Here is a 21,530-nt window from a genome sequence, read left to right as displayed (position 1 = left end):
GATTTTAATCAAAAAATTCGCTATTTTTATATCAATAATAATTAATATAAACACCAAAGCTATTTTGGCAAAATAGATGAAAAAATAACTTTTATAAAAAAACACAATTGAAGACTATATATAATTCTATAAAGGAGGAAGTCGTAAAACATTCTCAGGTAAAAGATTCTGTACTTGGAAAAGTTGATGAATGGAAAAGAAGTCATTATATTATTCTATCTGAAATCATAAAACACGAACTCGCTTTATCGAACCTACTTACACAGGACAAAAAATTTGAACTAGGAAATACTATTTCACATATCACGTTGCAAAGGTTTTTTGAAAACGATTATAAAGATAAAACTCATAATGATTTAAGATTTTTAAAGACCTTGGATAAAATCTGCATATTTTTGGGTTATAAAGATCTCAATAGTTATATTTCAAATATTAAAAATGAGAAAGTAAAGACTTATCCATCTATGGAACATTACTTTTCTACTGATATTGTGTATAAATATAGTACTCAAGTTTTTGAATTATATAAAAAATTCCCCCAATTAGAACTCGATCTTTTTAAGGATTTGGTATTTGACAATTCACCTTTTTTAGAAAGAGTTTCTGAGTTCAGTAAAGAACTTTGTGAGAGAAAACTTGAACTCATTACAAAGAATAATAGATCCAACTTTGAAATTTTTGATATCAATATCGTTACAGATGAGCCTGATAAAAAAATTTTAGAAACGCAAGAATTCTGGAATTTGCTATTCAAATCTGGAGAAACAGGAGAAGAACACTTTGTAAACCAACTTAATACCCAAATCTATTTTATTAAAAAAATTAACAATACTTGGAAAATATGGGATAACTACAATCCTCACGCGGGTAGACTTAATAATAAAAAATGAAAGCTATAAACTCCAATAGCTTTCATTTTAAAAAAAATAATTGTTTTTCGACATCGTGTTTGTTTAGCAAATGTAGACAATGCATTATATAAATAACAAACTTAAAAATACTTATACAGACTCTTATTTTCACTAGAAATTCTATAATATTCAGAATTATGATTATATTTTAATTATTTAAATGAATTTTGTAATTTGCAGCTTATAAAATAAAAGTAAAAAATTAAAACTATGTCTACACTTACATTTGCCGAAAAAATAGCTCAGGCAGAGAATTTCTTGCCAATTAATGGTACAGATTATATTGAGTTTTATGTGGGAAATGCTAAACAAGCTGCTCATTATTATAAAACAGCATTTGGTTTTCAATCTGTTGCCTATGCAGGTCCAGAAACGGGCGTAAGAGATCGTGCTTCTTATGTTTTACAACAAGGTAAAATTAGATTAATTCTTACTACTGGTCTCAAATCTGATTCCGTAATCAATGAGCATGTAAAAAAACATGGTGATGGAGTGAAAATATTGGCACTTTGGGTAGATGATGCTTACCAAGCATATGAAGAGACAACAAAGAGAGGCGGAAAATCTTATATGGAACCTGTAACGCTTACAGACGAGTTCGGAGAAGTAAAAATGTCTGGTATCTATACTTACGGTGAGACGGTACATATGTTTATCGAAAGAAAAAACTATACAGGTCCATTCATGCCAGGGTACCAAAAATGGGAAAGCGATTACAATCCAGAAGAAGCTGGATTATTATATGTAGATCATTGTGTAGGTAACGTAGATTGGGACAGAATGATCCCTACTGTCGAATGGTATGAGAAAGTGATGGGATTTGTAAATATACTTTCTTTCGATGACAAGCAAATCAATACAGAATATTCTGCTTTGATGTCTAAGGTAATGTCTAATGGTAATGGTTTTGCAAAATTCCCGATCAACGAGCCAGCAGAAGGTAAAAAGAAATCTCAGGTAGAAGAATATTTAGATTTCTATGAAGGAGAAGGCGTACAACATATTGCTGTAGCTACAAAAGACATCATCCATACGGTAACTGAATTGAAAAAAAGAGGTGTAGAATTCCTTTCTGCTCCACCAGAAGCTTACTACAATATGGTTCCTGAGAGAGTAGGTCATATTGATGAGGATCTACAAAAACTTCAGGATCTAGGTATCTTGATAGATCATGATGAGGAAGGATACTTATTACAAATATTTACAAAACCAGTAGAGGATCGTCCTACCCTATTCTTCGAAATTATAGAAAGACATGGAGCACAAAGTTTTGGTGCGGGTAATTTCAAAGCTTTATTTGAAGCTTTAGAAAGAGAACAAGAAAAAAGAGGAAATCTTTAATTCTAAATAGCTATAAGTTTTGTCAAGATTTTTCTTGGCAAAACTTTTTTTTAAAAACACACAAATACATGAAAAAAATATTCATCTGTACTCTGTTGATGGCTGGTGTAATTGCTAAGTCTCAAAATTATTCGGCTATTAATGGTATACTTACTAAACTAGAGCAACGTGCGGGCATCCACCAAAATTTAAAAAATCTTAGTCTAGATAATAAAAAATTTGTACTTATTAAGGATTTTGATGATCATACGGAAAGAAGTTTTATAATCATTAAAGGTAATAATGTAACCTACGTTGATATGTTTGATGATAAAGCAACTAACGAAAGTACTTCTAATGTATTTTCTGGTGATATTATTAGAAAGAAAAATATACTTTCCCTAAGAGCCGATAAATTGGAAAATCAAAAGATACCCATTCCTGTTTCCAAGACACTGCTTCTTACCAAGCAAGATGATATTGTATATCTTATTGATATCAATACAAGAGAAAGATGGATAGATGAAGAATCTTATTCTAAAAAATAATGATACTTACCAACGTATTTTTATTTATTTTAAAACTTAAACAAACTAATTACAAGAATAATGAAATCATTTGTAGAATATAACGCAAGTTCAGACTTTTCTATTCACAATATACCATTTGGTGTTGCAGTGTTCAATAAAGAATATGTCTCTTGTTGTACAAGAATTGGAGACCAAATAGTTGATTTGGCAACATTATATGATCTTGGTTATTTTAATGAGATCAAAGAGCTAGACGAAAATGTTTTTGATGCATACGATCTTAATGATTTTATAGAATTGGGAAAACCTATTACCAATGCGGTTCGTCTAAAAATTCAAGAACTTCTTTTGGAAAATTCTCTCTTATCTAAAGATGAAAAAACAATAGAAGATTCCTTTTATGAAGTAGATGAGGTAGAAATGATGATGCCTGTGCATGTACCCAATTATACCGATTTCTATAGCAGTATAGAGCATGCTACCAATGTTGGGAAATTATTTCGTGATCCTGCTAATGCATTATTACCCAACTGGAAGTACATCCCAGTAGGATACCATGGTAGAGCTTCTTCTATTGTGATTTCGGGTACTGATATCCATAGACCAAAGGGGCAAATGAAACCTGCAGATGTGGAAAAACCTGTTTTTGGACCTTGCAAGCAATTGGACTTCGAACTTGAAATGGCTTTTATCGTTAACAAAAACACAGAAATGGGAGAAAGTATTTCAACTGCAGATGCAGAGGATGCCATTTTTGGGATGGTCATTTTCAACGATTGGTCTGCAAGAGATATCCAAGCTTGGGAATATGTACCATTAGGACCATTTTTAGGTAAAAACTTTGGATCTTCTATTTCTCCTTGGGTTGTGACGTTGGAGGCTTTAGCACCTTTCAAAACGGCTTCTCCAGAACAAGAACCTGAAGTATTTGATTATTTGAAATTTGAAGGCGACAAAAATATAGACATTAATCTTGAAGTTTATATTCAGCCAGAAAACGGAGAGCACAATATCGTTTCAGAAAGCAACTACAAATTTATGTATTGGAATATGACTCAGCAGTTGGCTCACCACACTATTAATGGTTGTAATGTAGAAGTTGGAGATATGTATGCAAGTGGAACAATCTCTGGTAGCGATCCAAAATCTTTTGGTTCTATGCTAGAACTTACTTGGAGAGGAACCAACCCAATAAAACTAAGCAATGGTGAAGAAAGAAAATTCATTAATGACAACGATACTGTAACGATGAAAGCTTGGTCTGAAAAAGACGGCATCAGAGTAGGTTTCGGTGAAGTTTCTGGTAAAATTCTTCCTGCAAAATAGTTTTTTTTAAAAAACATTTGACACATCAGTCACAAAGTGAGTTCATTTATCTATAAATAAGGACGCATAAGCTTGAAAATCGAAGATTTTCTTTTAATTAAAAAATAAAAACACTTATGATGCTTACTAAAAAATATTTAAATGAACTCACTTATAAAATAATTGGAATATGCATTGAAGTGCATAAAATTGTTGGTACAGGGCTGTATGAATATGTGTATCATAAATGTCTATAAAGAGAATTTGATATACTTGGCATAAATTATAAAAGTGAGATGGAAATCCCACTTATATATAAAGATCGAAATATTGATTGTAATGTTAAATGCGATTTTTTAATTGAAGATGCCATTGGTTTTGAAATAAAATCGGTTACAGAGTTTCACAATATTCATAAAGCTCAAACTATGAATTATATGAATTTACTTAGAGTTCCAAAATCTATATTAATAAATTTCAATGTTTTTAATTTATATCATGAAGGAACAGAAACCTTCGTTAGTAAGTACTTTGAAACTTACTTAAAATGAAAATCTTGATTTTTAAACTAATGTGATCTAAAGTATTTTTAAAAATAAATCTAATGTGACTCATGTGTTAAATGCTCAAGTTTAGAAATATTAAACTTTGAAAATGACTTAAAATGAAAATATTGATTTTTAAATCTAATAGGCTCTAAAGTATTTTCAAAATGTTTAATAATAAATCTAATGTGACTCATGTGTTAATTGCACAACTTTAGAAATTAATATGTAATTATGAAAACAGTAATTCCTTCAGAATTATCCGCGGTAGAATTGCAAACCATTATGCAAACTGCCATCTCACCAAGACCTATCGCATTAGCTTCTACTGTAGACAAAGATGGAAATAGCAATTTATCTCCGTTCAGCTTCTTCAATATGTTCAGTACCGTGCCTCCGATTCTTATATTTTCTCCATCCAGAAGAGTTAGAGACAATACCACAAAGCATACTTTAGAAAACGTTCTAGAAGTTCCAGAAGTAGTGATTGGTACCGTAAACTACCCAATTGTACAACAAATATCGCTTTCGTCTACAGAATATGATGAAGGTGTAAATGAATTTGTAAAAGCGGGATTAACCATGAAAGATGCGGACTTTATTCAGCCGAAACTGATTGAAGAATGCCCTGTAAATTTCGAATGTAAAGTACTTGAAGTAAAACCATTGGGAGAACAAGGCGGCGCAGGAAATTTGGTTATTTGTGAAGTTATAAAAATCCACATTAGAGAAGAATACCTTAATGAAAATGGAAATTTAGATCAAAATAAACTAGATATGGTGGCTCGTTTGGGTGTGAATTGGTATTCTAGAAATAATGAAAACAATTTATTCGAAGTGCCAAAACCATTGGTTACAAAAGGCATTGGATTCGATCAACTTCCGGATGCTATAAAGCTAAGCAAAGTCTTTACAGGAAACGATTTGGGAATGCTTGCCAATGTGGAAGTTTTACCAGTAGGTAATTACAAATCTGGTGAAGAATCTCATAAAAAAGCACAAGAATTATTGCTACAAAATAATATTGCTGAAGCTTGGGAAATTTTGATTAATTAACCAATTTTTTATACTAAAATTAAAAAAGAGAGTTCTACTGAGCTCTCTTTTTTGGTTGATGAATTATTTAATTATTATTAATTTTCTTAATAATAAAATCGATACATTTTTCTACGACTAGATTCAACTCATTTGGCAAAGTAGACGCTTCCCAAGGTTCTTTACCTCCAAAGGTATGATTGGCATTTTCTACTAAAAACAATTCAGAATTGGGATTTAAAAGATGTAAATGTTCGGCACTTTTATCACTTACGGCATCATCTTTCGTCCCATGAATAATTAAAACATTTGCCTTTATCATTTCCATTGCTCTTTCCACATCAAAACGATGAATATTTTTCTCGTAATCCTCGTAGAATTGATAGTAATGAGGCATTTCTTGCTTTGTTCTGGCATTTACTATGGTGTAGAAACCTTTATTTTTCCAATTTTCAAACGCATCATTTTTCGGGAAACGATCTAGCGTATCGATACTAGCCAAGGTAATCAGCGTATTGATGCGCTCATCTTCCACTGTTTTAATAATAGAAATTCCGCCTCCTCTACTATGCCCAATCAAGATTATATTGTTTTGATCTATTTTCAGATTATCATAGTAATGATCTAAAATGATACCCAAATCTGATAATTCTTTGGTATAATTATTTTGACCAAATGCTTCTAAATCTACAAATTCTAAGGGATTTTCTACAGTGGTACCATTGTGCGACATATTGAATTTAACAAAGAAAAAACCAGACTTCGCAAATTTCTCTGCCATCAAATCCCAAGTTCCCCAATCTTTGTGTCCTTTATACCCATGTACAAAAACAACTAGCGGAAGTTTCTCCTGAGATTCGGGATAGAATTCATCTACCAAAAATTGTTTCGTATCAGGATTGGATAAGATGATATTTTTATTGACTATTATATTCATTTTTTCATTTTATAAATTTAAATGTAATAAAATAAATTCAGTTGTTATCTATGATAGCAATATGCTTTTGAGTTCATAATCAGGTATCGTATAAAAACCTTATTTTTGTCTTATGTTGAATTTACGTACCGTAACGGTAATGCGATACATTCTTCCACTGAGAGAAGGAGGTTCTTTACCCGCATTGGCAGAGGCTGATGATAATTTTAAATATGTTTTGAAATTCCGAGGCGCAGGCCATGGAGTAAAAATGCTGATCTCCGAATTGCTTGGAGGAAAAATAACACAAGCTTTAGGCTTACCTATTCCAGAGTTGGTTTTCGCCAATTTGGATGTAGATTTTGGAAGAACTGAAGCTGATGAAGAAATACAAGATTTACTAAAATTCTCAGAAGGTCTTAATCTGGGTTTACATTATCTTTCTGAAGCCATCGCTTTTGATTCTAGCATAAAAGTAGACCCACTTTTGGCATCCAAAATTGTTTGGCTAGATGCCTTTATTACCAATATCGATAGAACTTTCAAAAACACCAATCTTTTGATGTGGCACAAAGAACTTTGGGTGATAGATAATGGCGCTTCTTTTTACTTTCATCATTCTTGGCAAAATTTTGACACTGCTGCTAAAACGCCATTCAAATATGTAAAAGACCATGTTTTGCTTCCACAAGCGAGCCAGCTAGATGCTGCTGATGCTTTTGCTAAAGAAGTATTGAACGAAAACATCTTTAGAGAAATTGTAAACCTCATCCCAGAAGATTGGTTGCATTGGAATGATGCCGATGAAACGCCAGAAGAAATAAGAGAAATCTATTTTCAATTTTTGAAAACTAGACTAGAAAATTCGCAAATCTTTGTAAACGAAGCCAAAAATGCAAGAGGATAAAATATACGAGTACGCCGTAATAAGGCTAGTGCCCAAAGTAGAGAGAGAAGAGTTTTTCAATATCGGATTGGTTTTGTTTTCTAAAAGAGAAAAATTCATCCGAGTAGAATTTCATCTTTGCAAAGACAAATTTAAGTATATGCATTCTAAGCTGGATTACGATGATATTATACAAAATTTGGAAAGCTTCAAAAAAATAGCAAGCGGATCTAAAGACGGCGGCCCAATTGCCCAAATGGAAATCCCAGATCGTTTTCGTTGGCTAACAGCTGTAAGAAGCGCTGTGGTACAAACATCACGACCTCATCCCGGAAAAACCAAAGATTTGGAAGCTACTTTTGAAAGACTTTTTGAAGAGTTGGTGAAATAAAAAAAAGACTGCCCTTTTTGGACAGTCTTTTCTATTCATTTTAAAAGGTTTTTGAGGAAGTTTTCTAATTCTTCACCATGAAGATTTTTTGCTACCACTTTCCCTTCTTTATTAATAATTAAATTATAAGGCAACTCGTTGATGAAATAAGCTTTAGCAATTGGACTTTTCCAAAATTTCAAGTCGGAAACTTGTGTCCATTCAATCTTATTTTTATCTACTACTTTCGTCCAATTTTCTTTGGATTTGTCTAGAGAAATCCCAATAATATCAAACTTATTATTTTTTACTTGCTCAGAAAATTCAGAATAAATTTTCATCAATTCGGGTTGTTCTTCCACACAAGGTGCGCACCAAGAAGCCCAAAAATCTAGCAAAATATACTCTTTCTTTACTTCCGAAAGTTTAAAATCTTGCCCAGAAATAGTAAGAGCAGTTATCTCGGGAACTTTGTCTCCCACTTCCAAATTTTGCGCTTGCATATTGCCTCCAACTATCAGAAGCATTATTACGATCCAAAAACTTTTCATATTAATCTTCAGTAGGATAATCGTGGTCTATCCAATCGGTCTTGATGTTGTGAGGAACATTCAGCAGTTTCGTATTTTTAAACCCTAAAACCATCATTAGTTTGAATGCTGGTCTAATGTTTGGGCATCTAGAAAAAGGACAACATCCACAGTAGATTACTATTTGTTTATCTTTCGGTACATCTTTTAGATATGTTTTTAGTTTATCCAAATTATGAGCATCATGTGTAGCTCCAATATTGACAGAACCCTTTACCACAGCATCTGGACCTATAGAAATGATAAGCAACTTATCGGTTTCTTTATTCTCTATTTTTGTAGCCAATTCTTTGGTTTCCATCAGCTGAGCCGCAGTCCATAACTCTTCTATTATTTGCGCATTCACCATCATTGTAAAACAAACCACAAGGCTAAATGCCAACGCTAATTTTTTCATTTTTTACTAAATCTTAATTAATTTCGCATATTTTAAAATCAAATTCTTCTCACCTTCGTGTAAGAAAATCACTTTTGCTTTTATATTTTGAGGATCTGTACCATCTAAGAAAGCAACTTCGCCAATCCCAAAACGATCGTGACGCACTTTGTCTCCAACTTCAATATCCTGAGAAGATGCCCCACTTGGGTTGGTAATTTTTGCTGTACTTACAGGTTTTAGTTTTCTAGGTTCTGCAATTGGACGGTCTTTGTCTGCTCTTTCTATGGTTTTCTTCTCTACTTTTTTAAAGCTTCTCATCTCACTAGGATGTTCATCAAAAATATTGGAGCTTACTCCCGCATTATTAATGAATCTTCTTTCCATTGCAGGATTCAAGAATTCTATATATTCCTCATCTACTTCGCTTAGAAAACGAGAAGGTTCTGCATCGGTAATTTTTCCCCACTGAAATCTAGATATAGCATAAGAGAAAAACGCTTGTTTCTCTGCTCTTGTAAGTGCTACATAAAACAATCTTCGCTCTTCCTCCAAATCTTCACGCGTGGTAGAACTCATAAAACTTGGGAAGAGATTTTCTTCCAAACCTACCAAGTGTACCACAGGAAACTCTAGCCCTTTGGATAAGTGGATAGTCATTAGAGAAACCATATCTTCATCATCATCCTTTCTCTGCGTATCAGCAGAAAGTGCAATGTTTTCTAAGAAATTAGGTAAACTAGGATCACCATCTTCTAGCTGTATTTGCTCGTCTATAAACCCTTGCATAGAGTTCATCAATTCTTGTACGTTTTCTATTCTAGAAATGCCCTCTGGCGTTTGATCGTCCTTCAAAAATTTAATTAAACCGCTTCGCTTTGCCACTTCCATGGCTACATCGTAGGCAGTTTCGGTTTTTAACAAAACTTTAAAGGCTTTTATCATTCCCCAAAAATCGCTCAACTTGGTAAGAACACCATTATTGAATCCTAGATGAGGCGCATACATCGGAAGATTATCCAAAACCTGAGCAATAGATGCATTTTGTGCATCTGCAAATACAATAAGTTTATTCTGAGTAGTTTCGCCAATTCCTCTCGTTGGGTAATTGATGATTCTCATTAGCGCTTCAGAATCATTTTCATTTACCAATAATCGAAGATAAGCAATCAGATCTTTAACTTCTTTTCTTTGGTAAAATGATAAACCACCGTAGACTTTGTACGGAATATTTTTTCTTCTTAATGAATCTTCAAATGCTCGCGTTTGAGAATTGGTACGATACAAAATAGCGAAATCGCTGTATTTTCTTTGGTCTCTATTTCTAAGCTCCCAAATATTATTGGCTACAAAATTCGCCTCATCCGCATCAGATAAAGAGCGGTACACTTTTATTTTGTCACCTTCTTCGTTTTCACTGTACACATTTTTCTTGAACTGTTGCAGGTTTTTGGCAATTACTACATTGGCTGCGTTCACAATGGTTTGTGTAGATCTATAATTTTGCTCTAGCGAAACCGTAACGGCATCTTGATAATCTTTTTTAAAGTTCAAGATATTATGGATATTGGCACCTCTAAAAGAATAAATAGATTGCGCATCGTCTCCTACCACGCAAATATTTTCAAATTTGGAAGCCAACGCTTTTACAATAAGATACTGAGAATGGTTGGTATCTTGGTACTCATCTACCAATATATATCGAAACCTATCTTGATATTTGGCTAAAACTTCTGGGAAACGCGTCAGCAATTCGTTGGTTTTTAACAAAAGATCATCAAAATCCATAGAGGCATTTTTGAAACACGTTTCTACATATTTTTGATATATTTTACCAATAAATTTCATATTGGCTTTCTCATCAGCTTCTACCAATTCTGGATTGTTGTAATACGCTTTTACCGTAATCAGATTATTCTTATAGGTAGAAATTCTAGATTGCACTTTTTTTGGTTTGTACAAATCCGAATCTAAATTCATATCCTTTATTACTTTTCTTATTACATTCAGTGCATCTTGCTGATCGTAAATGGTAAAGTTGGAAGGATACCCCAAATGATGTCCTTCGCTTCTAAGCATTCTTGCAAATACAGAGTGAAATGTACCCATCCAAAGGCTTCTCGCATTACTTTGTCCTACCACTTTGGCAATACGTTCTTTCATTTCTTTTGCTGCCTTATTGGTGAAGGTAAGCGCCAAAATATTGAAAGGATCTACTCCATTGGTAATAAGATGTGCAATACGCATGGTAAGAACACGCGTTTTTCCGGAACCCGCACCTGCAAGCACCATTAGAGGACCTTGTATTGTGGTAACCGCTTCATATTGTGCCTCATTGAGACCTTTCAGATAATCCATACAGCAAAATAATTTTGGGAGCTACAAAATTAGTGTATTATAAGGAGAATTCAAATTATTAAAAATGCGGGTGAGGAGCTTGAATATTTTTGCTACTATTTGTTTAAAAATAAACCTCTCCAGAATTGTTTCTAGAGAGGTTGGGTTGAAATATTTTCAACATTGAATATCTTAATAACCATAACACTTCCTAAAAGCTATCAGTAATATTCAATAAGATTATTATTTTTCCTTCAAGCAAAACAAAAGCTTAGTTATTAACTCTAGTTAGGATTCTACTATTAATATCAGATTAATTTTTCCGTCGGTTGATTGATGTATTTCAATTCCGCTTAAATCTAAGTCAGATAAATCATGTCCCCAAATTCCATACTTACCATCAGTTTCGTTTCTGTTTATTATTCCTATTCTTTTATCTATAGGAATTGTCTTGGTTTTGGCACTTTTTTCTTCTTCATTATAGATCTCATGATATTTTTTGCTTACTAAAAGTATCAAGTCTTTTCTATTAAATCCCTTTTCATTTTTAAACTCAAAATTTGCAGGTTTATTTAAAGGATAATCAAAAATAATATTGATCGTTGATTGTTTGATAACAATTTCATTTGCATTTATTAATTGGTTTATTTCTAATTCAGGATTCTGTAAACTTATCCAAGGGATAATTCCATCTTCCCAATCTTTCATTTGATTCTCATCTGCTTTTAAACTAAACTCAAATTCACCAATAAGCTTGCCTGATTTTTCATATAATTCATCATGTTTTTCAAACTCTTTTTTTTGGATTGATTCAATATAATTTTCTTGAGATGATTGAGTTGAATTTGGATTACAACTTTCCAATAAAACAGTCAATAAAACAGTTAATTTGGGTATACATTTCATTTGTAAAATCTCGGTTATTAATTGGTAGCTAAAATACACAAAATCTAATAGTTTAATATTCCCCGAAAGTCTGTCGCACCCTAGTAAGAAGGTTTTTTACAGTTCTGAGCATTTTATACACTCTAAAAGATATATTTACATGAAAAAAATTGCAGAATCGTGTAACAAATTGGCAATCTTATGTACTAATACACAAAACAATTTCTATTTATGAAAAAACGACTTCTTAGTGCCGCTGCGGCTGCTTTATTTGGAGCTATGCTAAATGCACAACAAATTAAATTCGAAGAATATGATTTACCAAACGGTTTACACGTAATTCTTCACCAAGACAATACAGCACCTGTAGTAACTACGGGGATTATGTACCATGTAGGAGCTAAAGATGAAGTGAAAGGAAGAACTGGTTTTGCTCATTTTTTCGAACATCTTTTGTTTGAAGGAACGCCTAACATTAAAAGAGGAGAATGGTTTAAAATTGTTTCTTCTAATGGAGGTCAAAACAATGCCAATACTACGATGGATAGAACGTACTACTACGAAACTTTCCCGTCTAACAACGAGCAATTGGGACTTTGGATGGAGGCTGAAAGATTGCGCCACGCAGAGATTAACCAAATTGGGGTAGATACTCAGAGAGAGGTTGTAAAGGAGGAAAAGAGGTTGAGAATGGACAATCAGCCGTATGGTAATTTGATGAATGCTATCCAAGCCAACTTGTTTACCAACCACCCTTACAGCGGTTCTGTTATCGGATCTATTGACGATTTGAACTCGGCTAAATTGGAAGAATTTCAGGCATTCTACAAAAAATACTATGTGCCAAACAACGCTACATTAGTAGTTGCAGGAGACATAAAGCCAGAGCAAACTAAAAAATGGATTGAAGAATACTATGGAGGGTTACAAAAAGGTACTGTAACGCCTAAGAACTTCCCTAAAGAATCTCCTATCACAAAGGAAACTGAAAAAACTGTCACAGATCCTAACATCCAACTTCCTGCATATATTTTTGCCTACAGAAGTCCGTCTAACAAAGATAAAGATGCGTATATCTTGAATATGCTATCATCTTACCTAAGCAGTGGAAAATCTTCTGTATTGTACAAAAAATTGGTAGATCAGGATAAGAAAGCTTTAGAAGTACAAGCATTCAACTTGGGTATGGAAGACTACGGAGTATTTGGGTTCTTTGCTATCCCAATGGGAGCAACTACGAAGCAAGCACTACAAGCTGATATTGATGCTGAGATCAAAAAACTACAGACTACGCTGATCTCTCAGGAAGATTATCAAAAACTTCAAAATAAATTCGAAAACCAGTTTGTAAATTCTAATTCAAGTATTCAGGGGATTGCTGGATCTTTGGCAACCTATCATGTATTGATGGGTGATACCAATTTGATTAACAAAGAAATTGATATCTACAGATCTATCACCAAAGAAGATTTGCAGAATGCTGCGAAAAAATATCTTAATTCTAACCAAAGAGTAATCATCAATTACGTACCTGAAAAAAAGTAATTCTTATCTAGATTAAAAGATCTTAACCTGAAAGAACAAGACCTTTTGTATTTTACACTTTTGGGATTTAAAAATCAAATCAATCAAGAATTATTACACTAAAATTTTTACAAATGAAAAAACAATTAACATATATAGCCGTTGCATTTTTATTTTCTGGAATGCTATCTGCACAAAAAATAGACCTTAATGCGATGCCAAAAGCTGGGCCTACTCCAGCGATTAACATTGCAAAACCAAAAACCTTCCAACTGAAAAACGGAATGACGGTAATGGTGGTTGAAAATAGCAAATTGCCAAGAGTAAATATGAGTCTTTCTATGGATAGACAACCTTACTATGAAGGTGCTGTAGTGGGAGTAAGCCAAATCATGGCAGACCAATTGGGTAACGGTACAACAAGCCTTAGCAAAGACGAATTCAATAAAAAAGTAGATTTCTTAGGAGCTAATCTAGGATTTAATTCGGGGGGTGCGTCTTCTAACTCTTTATCCAAATATTTCCCTGAGGTTTTAGGATTAATGGCAGATGCCATTATCAATCCAAAATTTGCGGCAGACGAAATTCAGAAATCTAAAGATAGAGCTATCGAAGGGATAAAATCTGAAGAAAAAAGTGCCAATGCCATTGCTTCTAGAGTATCCAGTGCTGTTACTTATGGAAAAAACACTTCTAGAGGAGAATTTGAAACAATAGAATCTATCAACAAAATTCAGTTAGCAGATGTACAAGATGTTTACAAGAAATACTACGCTCCAGATAATGCTTATTTGGTAATTGTTGGTGATGTAAAATTCGACCAGGTAAAACCGATGGTAGAAAAAGCTTTCAGCAATTGGAAAAAAGCAAATACAACTTACGCAGCGTTAGAGCCTGCTAACAACGTGGCAAAAACAGAAATCAATGTAGTTGATATCCCAACTGCAGTGCAATCTGTAGTGTCTGTAAGCAACCTAAATACATTAAAAATGAAGGATGCTAACTATTTCCCTGCTACCATTGCCAACTACATCCTTGGTGGTGGAGGTGAAGCAAGATTATTCATGAATCTTCGTGAGAAAAATGGTTTCACGTACGGTGCTTATTCTACGATGATGGCGAGTAAATATTCTCCATCATTCTCCGCTGAAGCAAGTGTAAGAAATGAAGTTACGGATAAAGCTGTAAAGGAATTCATGACGGAAATAAATGGTATTTCTACTGTAAAACCTGAAGAATTGGCTAATGCTAAAGCTAAATTGAAAGGAAGCTTTATTATGTCTCTAGAACAACCTGCTACAATTGCAAGATTTGCCCTAAACCAAAAAGTACAAGATTTACCATCAGATTTTTATATCAATTATTTAAAATCGATCGATAAGGTAACTACTGCAGATGTAGCAAATGCTGTAAAAGCAACCATATTACCCAACCAAAGTAGAATTTTTATTGCTGGTAAAGCGTCGGAAATCTCGGAAGGGCTAGAAAAATTAGGTTATCCTGTAAAGTATTTCGATAGCAATGCAAACCCTGTAGCAAAGCCTACGGTACAAAAAGTAGATGCTAATGTAACAGTAGCAACTATTGCAGATAAATATATTGCAGCTATTGGAGGAAAGGCTAGTGTATCCAAGATTTCTTCTTATGTGATGAATGGTACAATTGATATGCAAGGTCAAAAAATCGACTTTAAAACAATACAAGCACAAGGAGGAAAAGAAGCGAACATTATCTCTATGATGGGGCAAACCATGCAAAAGCAAGTTTTCGATGGTAAAACGGGATATTCTGAGCAAATGGGTCAGAAGGTAACAATGAAACCTGAAGAAATCGAGGAGAAATTAAAAAATACGGATCTTTTCAAAGAAATGTCTTTTGCTAAATCTGCAGATTATAAATTGGCAGGTATAGAAAAGATAAATGGTGAAGATTCTTATGCGATAAAAGCCTATGGCAACACGTATTTTTATAGTGTGAAAACGGGTTTGAAAACGGGAGAAAATGAAACAGTAAAGAATGAAGGTAAAGAAATTACAATACCAAAAACATTTTCTGATTACAAAGAAGTGAATGGTGTAAAGTTTCCTTACACAATGTCTGTTAACCAAATGGGAATGGAGATGGTGATGAAAGTAAATTCTTATGAAATAAATACAGCAAAAGAAGCTGATTTCAAATAAATTATAGGGTAATCTCTAGAAAAACGGCAACAATTGTTGCCGTTTTTACTTTTACTACAATCTTTTTTTGCTATTCGGTAAAAAAAGATTAAATTTGCCTTTCAAAGAAAAAATATTAATGGAGACTATATTTGTATTATTAATGGTTCTTATTATGATTGCTAGTGTATTACTATCAATCGTTGTTATGGCTCAAAACCCAAAAGGTGGTGGTCTATCGAGTACATTCGGAGGTGCATCTTCTGCACAATTCGGAGTACAAAGAACCAACGACTTTATGGAAAAAGCCACTTGGAGCTTAGGAGCAACAATCATTATCCTTATTCTTATAAGTGTAGTGGTAACTGGTAAACCAAAACAAGTAGCACCTCCAATGCCAACTAAAACTGAAGCGCCTGCTAAAACTGCACCAGCCTCACAAACTACAGCGCCGGTATCAGTACCCGCTACTAAATAAGACACTCAATCATTAGATAAGCAAAAGCAACTCCTAGGAGTTGCTTTTGCTATTTACTTTATACGGGTTTTCTCTATCGCATATCGTAATTGTAAACCTGCACTGAGTAGCCAATATTGCAAAATATTGCCTTTATAATATTTGTCTAGAAATATTTGCATGGCTCCATAAAATCGCTCCAGATATTGTCTATCTCTTATGGTACTTTCACCTTTATAGTGCAGCAATGAAGCTTTTCCATAGTAATAATTGGTCAGTCCATGATTAAGGAGGGTATAGCAAATGTCTATATCTTCTCCATACATAAAATAAGACTCATCCAAACCTCCTATTTGGTTATATGTTTCCCTCTTTACCAATAGAAAAGCTCCCGTTACTACTTCCACAGACGCAATGGCATCCTCCGCAATATCGTTACGATAATAAGATTTAGAATTTTCCTTTGAGATTTTTCCGAACAACTTTCCGAATGAATTGTACATATCTGGTACAGATCTTTTACTCTCTGGTAAAAAATTTCCTTCAGCATCATGCATTCTTATACCCAAACCTCCAAAATTTGCCTTAGAATCTGCAAAATCAATAATATCTTTAATATAATAATCTTCAAATTCTGTATCTGGATTTAGTAAAAGTACATATTCCCCCTTTGCTTGTTTGATGGCTTTATTATTCGCTCTAGAAAAACCTTCATTAATACTAGAAGATATGAATCTAACCTCTGAAAACTCATCAACTAATTGCTTCCAAGAAGAGTCTGTAGAGTCATTATCTATCACTATGACCTCATAGGAAATCTCTAGACAATACTTTTTGATAGACAAAAGGCAATTTCTTAAAAGTTGGGTAACATTATAATTGACAATAATAATGGATAACTTCATATTTTTCATCAATCCTTTTCATTGTAGGGTAATCTATTAATGATAGATCTTCCCAAAGAAATTTCATCAGCATACTCTAGTTCATCACCTACAGATATACCCCTAGCGATACTTGAGAATTTAATGCCTGAATTTTTAAATTTTTTATAAATATAGTAAGCCGTTGTATCACCTTCCATGGTTGCACTTAGCGCAAAAATAAATTCCTTGGCTTTGCCTATTTCTAATTTTTTATCAATACTTGTTATATTCAGTTGGTGAGGTCCTACTCCTTCCATAGGGGAAATTTTGCCGCCTAATATCAAATATTTTCCTCTGTATTTTCCTGTATTTTCTATAGCAATAACATCTCGTACATCTTCAACGATACAGATAATCTCATCACTTCTTTTCTCGTCGCTACAGATTTCACAAATATCCTCATCAGAAAAATTGTGGCATTCTTTACAATATTTTATATCATTAACAAGATTGATGATAGAACTTCCAAGGTTGGTGGCTCGGGAAGTGGGTTGTTTCAGAAGGTGGAGAGCAAGGCGCAGGGCTGTTTTTCTTCCAATCCCAGGAAGACCTGCTATTTCGTCAACGGCTTTTGCCAATACTTTACTTGGATAATCCATAATTACAAAAATAAATTAAAAAATCATCATTTATAGGGTATTGTAGTGTAAAATTAATGTTATTACAATAAAAAATATATCTTTGATGAAACAAAAAATAATTTACACAAGATGGCACTAAATAATTTAAACTATCCATTAGATTTTAAATTTAAAATTTCAACACTCGCTAGCGATTTCAATATCACAGATAAAAATGATAAGCCTGTAGCCTATGTACGCCAGAAGATGTTTAAGCTGAAAGAAGATGTAATAGTTTTCAATGATGATAGTAAATCTAAGGAATTATACAGAATACAAGCCAACCAATGGATAGATTTTAATGCTTCCTACTCTATCAAAGAGATTGCTCTTGGTAAGAATTTTGGAAGATTGGCTAGAAAAGGTATGCGTTCTATCTGGAAATCTAGTTATGATGTAATAGATAGTAACGATCAGCCCAAGTTTATCATCACTGAGGATAATCCATGGATAAAATTGTTAGATGGTATGGTTGGAGAAATCCCTGTAGTTGGGATGTTTACAGGATATTTCCTAAATCCGAGTTATACTGTGAAAGATGCCAATGGTAAAGAATATTTTAGACTAAAAAAAATGCCATCTATGCTAGGCAGACGATTTCAGTTGGATAGGCTGATTGATATCGATGATGAAGATGAAAGTTTGGTGATACTATCTTTACTCATGATGGTACTATTAGAAAGAGCAAGAGGATAATAAAAATATAAATTATAATGAAATACTCTATTCTACTTTTCGCTGCTTTTGTTTTGGTGAGTTGCAAAAAAGACAACACTCAACTGCCATCGAGTTCTGTTGCGCAAGATTCTTTAGCTATTGCCAATGATTCTACATTAACGACTACAAATACAGAAAAAATTGCCATAGAAACCTTTGCATTTCCTACAGAAATCAAAGAATGTTCTTGCTATTTTGCCAAAAATAAGAGCGATTTTGAAAATGAAAAGTATATCTATGCAGACGATGCCGGAAAAACCGCATACATGAAAATTGAGGGCAAAAGGTTGGTCATGAATTTACTTTCCTCTAGTGATATGGAGTCTGATGACGAGCTATCCAAAGAAATAGAAAATAATGATTATAAAATTTCTGTAAAAGGTAAAAAAATAAAACATGAGGAAGCGATGCTGTTTGATGGTACCATAACTATTGAAAAAACGGATGGAACGATAGTGAAAATCCCTATCTACGGAGAATGTGCTTGCTAACTTGCATAATAAACACAAAAAAAGGCTTCTTGAATTTCAGAGGCCTTTTTTTATTTTGTAATTTTGAGAAAAATAAAATTTTATGGCACTTTCAAACATAGAACCCCAAGTAATTTGGAAAAATTTCTCCAAACTAAATGAGGTTCCTAGACCTTCAAAAAAAGAAGAAAAAGTAATCGCTTTCATCAAGACATTCGGTGAAAATCTTGGTCTTCCTACAACGGTAGACGAAGTAGGTAATGTAATTATCACAAAGCCCGCTACTGCAGGGATGGAGAATAGAAAATCTATTGTGTTGCAATCTCATTTGGATATGGTTTGTCAAAAAAACAATGACGTTACTTTCGATTTTGAAACGCAAGGTATCCAGATGGAAGTGGATGGAGATTGGGTAAAGGCAAAAGGGACTACGCTAGGCGCAGATAACGGTTTGGGTGTGGCTACAATTATGTCTATTCTAGAGAGCACGGATATTCCTCATCCAGAATTGGAAGCACTTTTCACCATTGATGAAGAAACAGGTATGACAGGTGCTCTAGGCTTGAAACCAAGTCAACTAAAAGGACAAATATTATTGAATCTAGATACTGAAGAGGATGATGAGATAGATATCGGTTGTGCTGGTGGTGTAGATGTTACGGTTTCTAATACCTATGCTACAGAAAATGCAAAAGGAGAAACGGTAAAAATTGAAGTAAAAGGTCTACGCGGAGGTCACTCTGGTATGGACATACACAAAGGTTTCGGAAACTCTAATATGATCATCGGTAGATTATTGTACAAAGGTTTGGAAAACCAAAACCTACAAGTAATCTCTATTGATGGGGGAAGCTTAAGAAACGCAATACCAAGAGAAGCTATCGCTATTGTTTCGGTAAAAAATGCGAATGAATTTTTAGCAACTTTAGAAACACTAAAAAATGAAATTCTAGAAGAATTTGTAGCGATTGAAGCTCACTTACAGATTAATATTACCGTGGCAGAAAGTACTGGCAAAGCAATCTCTGAGGAAGACTCTAAAAAACTAATATACGTTCTAAAATCTCTTCACAACGGAGTTTACAGAATGAGCCCAGATGTACCAGACCTTGTAGAATCTTCTAACAACGTGGCAAAAGTAGAACTAAAAGAAGGAAATCTAAAAATTCTTAATCTTTCTAGATCTTCTGTAGATTCTTCTAAAGATTCTGTAGCAGAACAATTGAAGTGTGTATCTGAATTGGCAGGTATGACGGTAGAAATGAGTGGTTCTTACCCAGGATGGAAACCAAAACCAGGTTCTGAAATTGTACAGATTATGGAGAAAATATACACAGAAAAATTCGGGGACAAACCTCATGTTGTGGCTTGCCATGCCGGATTGGAATGCGGTATTATTGGAGCCAACTATCCAGCAATGGAAATGGTAAGTTTCGGACCTACAATCCGTGGAGCACACTCTCCTGAAGAAAAAGCTAATATTACTTCTACACAAAAATTCTGGACTTTCTTAAAAGAAATTTTAGCAAATATTCCACAAAAATAATTTTTTTGAAAGTAAATTTTAAACTACTTTTTAAATAAACTAAACCGTTTGAGTTTATCTCAAGCGGTTTTTTGTATAAAATAATCTTTTAGTAATTTAATTTTTAATACCATTAAAATTAACCGTGTATAAATGCTTAAGTTTATACCATCAAATATTACACATTATCTATGAAAACTAAATTATTTATACTTTTAATAGTTCATTTGAGTTTAGCTTGCTTTGCACAAAAAACGTATTACAAAATCATCAATGAGAAAATTACTTTAGATCAGAATCAATACGATTCAAAAAAGACGAATTATAAAAAAGAGTCAAACATTGAGGAGTTAGTTTTAAAAACAATCACCAAAAATGATTCTATTATCAAATACGTTCGACTAACTATCTACAAAAAAGGAGTTAATGATTTTGATCCTTATGCGGAAACTAAAAAAAAGATTGGAAGTAGATTTGAAATTGAAAAATTCAGTGATAATAATGGTAGAAAATTTAAGAAGAATTATTTGGATGGGAAGCCCACATTTATCAATTTTTGGTTCACGAGATGTCCACCTTGCATTGAAGAAATTCCGTCATTAAATAAACTAAAAGAAAAATTTGGACAAAAAGCAAATTTTATCACGATTACCTTTAATGATGAAAAAACAGTGGGTGAGTTTTTAAAATCAACTCCATTTAATTTTAAACATATAGTAAACGCTCAATCTGAAATTGATAAATTAAAGATTTCAGCTTTTCCTACCAATTTAATTTTAGATAAAAACGGAATTATCCACAATGTTTTAGGAGAGATTACTTATGATACATAGGATATCAATACCATACTAGAACACTTAGTATTGTAAAGATTACAATATTTCTGAAATTTTGTTTTATTACTACAATGAAGTAAATTGAAGGTTTTTATTTATACATTTTTTCTTGGTCAAATTGACAAATTCATATTTCTTCATTTTTGTCATTCAGAACGGAGCGTAGCGAAGTGAAGAATCTTTCTTTTTTTTAATTATTATTCTTTTGTCTTGAAACAAAAGAATCAAAAATTCAAGACTGGAAACTCAGCCTAAAAATGAAACTCATTTTCTAAAATTCCCAAAACTTG

The 21,530-nt window shown here is 33.2% G+C and carries 21 protein-coding genes and 1 pseudogene; 15 read left to right on the top strand and 7 right to left on the bottom strand.

Annotation, left to right across the window (positions count from 1 at the left end; all coding sequences use genetic code 11):
* Positions 1-107: 107 nt before the first annotated feature.
* The 6 genes and pseudogenes from ACKI42_RS12395 (at position 108) to ACKI42_RS12370 (ending at position 5,667) form a co-directional block, all read left to right on the top strand.
* Entirely contained in the window at positions 108-890 is a 783-nt protein-coding gene (locus ACKI42_RS12395) for a hypothetical protein (RefSeq protein ID WP_407405894.1), read from the top strand.
* Between the two features lie 231 nt (positions 891-1,121).
* A complete protein-coding gene (gene hppD, locus ACKI42_RS12390) occupies positions 1,122-2,252 on the top strand; it encodes a 4-hydroxyphenylpyruvate dioxygenase (protein ID WP_407405893.1) in 1,131 nt (376 codons plus the stop codon).
* Positions 2,253-2,320: 68 nt separating this feature from the next.
* A complete protein-coding gene (locus ACKI42_RS12385) occupies positions 2,321-2,779 on the top strand; it encodes a hypothetical protein (protein WP_407405892.1) in 459 nt (152 codons plus the stop codon).
* Positions 2,780-2,839: 60 nt separating this feature from the next.
* Positions 2,840-4,087, top strand: a complete 1,248-nt coding sequence (fahA, locus tag ACKI42_RS12380; protein ID WP_407405891.1) for a fumarylacetoacetase — start codon at positions 2,840-2,842, stop codon at positions 4,085-4,087.
* 116 nt (positions 4,088-4,203) lie between these two features.
* A pseudogene (locus tag ACKI42_RS12375) lies at positions 4,204-4,617 on the top strand (GxxExxY protein).
* A gap of 228 nt (positions 4,618-4,845) precedes the next feature.
* On the top strand, positions 4,846-5,667 hold the full coding sequence (locus ACKI42_RS12370; RefSeq protein WP_407405890.1) for a flavin reductase family protein: 822 nt from the start codon (positions 4,846-4,848) through the stop codon (positions 5,665-5,667).
* 67 nt (positions 5,668-5,734) lie between these two features.
* Here ACKI42_RS12370 and ACKI42_RS12365 read toward each other — a convergent pair whose 3' ends face one another.
* On the bottom strand, positions 5,735-6,583 hold the full coding sequence (locus ACKI42_RS12365; protein ID WP_407405889.1) for an alpha/beta hydrolase family protein: 849 nt from the start codon (positions 6,581-6,583) through the stop codon (positions 5,735-5,737).
* Between the two features lie 112 nt (positions 6,584-6,695).
* Here ACKI42_RS12365 and ACKI42_RS12360 point away from each other — a divergent pair, with 112 nt between their 5' ends.
* Positions 6,696-7,469, top strand: a complete 774-nt coding sequence (locus ACKI42_RS12360; protein ID WP_407405888.1) for a HipA family kinase — start codon at positions 6,696-6,698, stop codon at positions 7,467-7,469.
* Positions 7,456-7,839: a DUF3037 domain-containing protein gene (locus ACKI42_RS12355; RefSeq protein WP_407405887.1), complete on the top strand. Its 384-nt coding sequence runs from the start codon at positions 7,456-7,458 to the stop codon at positions 7,837-7,839. Before ACKI42_RS12360 ends, ACKI42_RS12355 begins: the two co-directional genes overlap by 14 nt.
* A gap of 35 nt (positions 7,840-7,874) precedes the next feature.
* On the opposite strand, the gene ACKI42_RS12350 is transcribed toward ACKI42_RS12355, so the two are convergent.
* From ACKI42_RS12350 to ACKI42_RS12335, 4 genes are all read right to left on the bottom strand, one after another.
* Positions 7,875-8,369 (bottom strand): TlpA family protein disulfide reductase, encoded by a 495-nt coding sequence (locus ACKI42_RS12350; RefSeq protein ID WP_407405886.1) that lies wholly within the window; start codon positions 8,367-8,369, stop codon positions 7,875-7,877.
* Position 8,370: 1 nt separating this feature from the next.
* Complete coding sequence (locus ACKI42_RS12345) at positions 8,371-8,805, bottom strand: rhodanese-like domain-containing protein (protein WP_407405885.1); 435 nt, start codon at positions 8,803-8,805, stop codon at positions 8,371-8,373.
* Between the two features lie 6 nt (positions 8,806-8,811).
* A complete protein-coding gene (locus ACKI42_RS12340) occupies positions 8,812-11,142 on the bottom strand; it encodes an ATP-dependent helicase (protein WP_407405884.1) in 2,331 nt (776 codons plus the stop codon).
* Between the two features lie 267 nt (positions 11,143-11,409).
* A complete protein-coding gene (locus ACKI42_RS12335) occupies positions 11,410-12,027 on the bottom strand; it encodes a hypothetical protein (protein ID WP_407405883.1) in 618 nt (205 codons plus the stop codon).
* A gap of 210 nt (positions 12,028-12,237) precedes the next feature.
* On the opposite strand from ACKI42_RS12335, the gene ACKI42_RS12330 reads away from it, so the two are divergent.
* From ACKI42_RS12330 to secG, 3 genes are all read left to right on the top strand, one after another.
* A complete protein-coding gene (locus ACKI42_RS12330) occupies positions 12,238-13,551 on the top strand; it encodes a M16 family metallopeptidase (protein WP_407405882.1) in 1,314 nt (437 codons plus the stop codon).
* 113 nt (positions 13,552-13,664) lie between these two features.
* On the top strand, positions 13,665-15,710 hold the full coding sequence (locus tag ACKI42_RS12325; protein ID WP_407405881.1) for a M16 family metallopeptidase: 2,046 nt from the start codon (positions 13,665-13,667) through the stop codon (positions 15,708-15,710).
* Positions 15,711-15,828: 118 nt separating this feature from the next.
* Complete coding sequence (secG, locus tag ACKI42_RS12320; RefSeq protein ID WP_407405880.1) at positions 15,829-16,167, top strand: preprotein translocase subunit SecG; 339 nt, start codon at positions 15,829-15,831, stop codon at positions 16,165-16,167.
* A 53-nt stretch (positions 16,168-16,220) separates the two neighbouring features.
* On the opposite strand, the gene ACKI42_RS12315 is transcribed toward secG, so the two are convergent.
* On the bottom strand, positions 16,221-17,051 hold the full coding sequence (locus tag ACKI42_RS12315; protein WP_407405879.1) for a glycosyltransferase family 2 protein: 831 nt from the start codon (positions 17,049-17,051) through the stop codon (positions 16,221-16,223).
* 8 nt (positions 17,052-17,059) lie between these two features.
* Positions 17,060-17,671: a recombination mediator RecR gene (recR, locus tag ACKI42_RS12310; RefSeq protein WP_407405878.1), complete on the bottom strand. Its 612-nt coding sequence runs from the start codon at positions 17,669-17,671 to the stop codon at positions 17,060-17,062.
* A gap of 111 nt (positions 17,672-17,782) precedes the next feature.
* Here recR and ACKI42_RS12305 point away from each other — a divergent pair, with 111 nt between their 5' ends.
* The 4 genes from ACKI42_RS12305 to ACKI42_RS12290 all read left to right on the top strand — a co-directional run bounded on the left by ACKI42_RS12305 (position 17,783) and on the right by ACKI42_RS12290 (position 21,237).
* Entirely contained in the window at positions 17,783-18,388 is a 606-nt protein-coding gene (locus tag ACKI42_RS12305) for a hypothetical protein (protein ID WP_407405876.1), read from the top strand.
* Between the two features lie 17 nt (positions 18,389-18,405).
* Entirely contained in the window at positions 18,406-18,900 is a 495-nt protein-coding gene (locus ACKI42_RS12300; RefSeq protein WP_407405874.1) for a hypothetical protein, read from the top strand.
* An 82-nt stretch (positions 18,901-18,982) separates the two neighbouring features.
* Positions 18,983-20,425, top strand: a complete 1,443-nt coding sequence (locus ACKI42_RS12295; RefSeq protein ID WP_407405872.1) for an aminoacyl-histidine dipeptidase — start codon at positions 18,983-18,985, stop codon at positions 20,423-20,425.
* 170 nt (positions 20,426-20,595) lie between these two features.
* Positions 20,596-21,237, top strand: a complete 642-nt coding sequence (locus ACKI42_RS12290; protein WP_407405870.1) for a TlpA family protein disulfide reductase — start codon at positions 20,596-20,598, stop codon at positions 21,235-21,237.
* Positions 21,238-21,530 lie beyond the last annotated feature (293 nt).

It is taken from the genome of Chryseobacterium sp. (genome assembly GCF_045629545.1).
GTDB lineage: Bacteria > Bacteroidota > Bacteroidia > Flavobacteriales > Weeksellaceae > Chryseobacterium.
This window is presented reverse-complemented; position numbering and strand designations above follow the sequence as displayed.

Bases quoted from the DNA above. Each gene is read 5' to 3' on its own strand.
- hppD (WP_407405893.1), top strand. From the start codon at position 1,122: ATGTCTACACTTACATTTGCCGAAAAAATAGCTCAGGCAGAGAATTTC.
- ACKI42_RS12385 (WP_407405892.1), top strand. From the start codon at position 2,321: ATGAAAAAAATATTCATCTGTACTCTGTTGATGGCTGGTGTAATTGCT.
- fahA (WP_407405891.1), top strand. From the start codon at position 2,840: ATGAAATCATTTGTAGAATATAACGCAAGTTCAGACTTTTCTATTCAC.
- ACKI42_RS12370 (WP_407405890.1), top strand. From the start codon at position 4,846: ATGAAAACAGTAATTCCTTCAGAATTATCCGCGGTAGAATTGCAAACC.
- ACKI42_RS12365 (WP_407405889.1), bottom strand. From the start codon at position 6,583: ATGAATATAATAGTCAATAAAAATATCATCTTATCCAATCCTGATACG.
- ACKI42_RS12360 (WP_407405888.1), top strand. From the start codon at position 6,696: ATGTTGAATTTACGTACCGTAACGGTAATGCGATACATTCTTCCACTG.
- ACKI42_RS12355 (WP_407405887.1), top strand. From the start codon at position 7,456: ATGCAAGAGGATAAAATATACGAGTACGCCGTAATAAGGCTAGTGCCC.
- ACKI42_RS12350 (WP_407405886.1), bottom strand. From the start codon at position 8,369: ATGAAAAGTTTTTGGATCGTAATAATGCTTCTGATAGTTGGAGGCAAT.
- ACKI42_RS12345 (WP_407405885.1), bottom strand. From the start codon at position 8,805: ATGAAAAAATTAGCGTTGGCATTTAGCCTTGTGGTTTGTTTTACAATG.
- ACKI42_RS12340 (WP_407405884.1), bottom strand. From the start codon at position 11,142: ATGGATTATCTGAAAGGTCTCAATGAGGCACAATATGAAGCGGTTACC.
- ACKI42_RS12335 (WP_407405883.1), bottom strand. From the start codon at position 12,027: ATGAAATGTATACCCAAATTAACTGTTTTATTGACTGTTTTATTGGAA.
- ACKI42_RS12330 (WP_407405882.1), top strand. From the start codon at position 12,238: ATGAAAAAACGACTTCTTAGTGCCGCTGCGGCTGCTTTATTTGGAGCT.
- ACKI42_RS12325 (WP_407405881.1), top strand. From the start codon at position 13,665: ATGAAAAAACAATTAACATATATAGCCGTTGCATTTTTATTTTCTGGA.
- secG (WP_407405880.1), top strand. From the start codon at position 15,829: ATGGAGACTATATTTGTATTATTAATGGTTCTTATTATGATTGCTAGT.
- ACKI42_RS12315 (WP_407405879.1), bottom strand. From the start codon at position 17,051: ATGAAGTTATCCATTATTATTGTCAATTATAATGTTACCCAACTTTTA.
- recR (WP_407405878.1), bottom strand. From the start codon at position 17,671: ATGGATTATCCAAGTAAAGTATTGGCAAAAGCCGTTGACGAAATAGCA.
- ACKI42_RS12305 (WP_407405876.1), top strand. From the start codon at position 17,783: ATGGCACTAAATAATTTAAACTATCCATTAGATTTTAAATTTAAAATT.
- ACKI42_RS12300 (WP_407405874.1), top strand. From the start codon at position 18,406: ATGAAATACTCTATTCTACTTTTCGCTGCTTTTGTTTTGGTGAGTTGC.
- ACKI42_RS12295 (WP_407405872.1), top strand. From the start codon at position 18,983: ATGGCACTTTCAAACATAGAACCCCAAGTAATTTGGAAAAATTTCTCC.
- ACKI42_RS12290 (WP_407405870.1), top strand. From the start codon at position 20,596: ATGAAAACTAAATTATTTATACTTTTAATAGTTCATTTGAGTTTAGCT.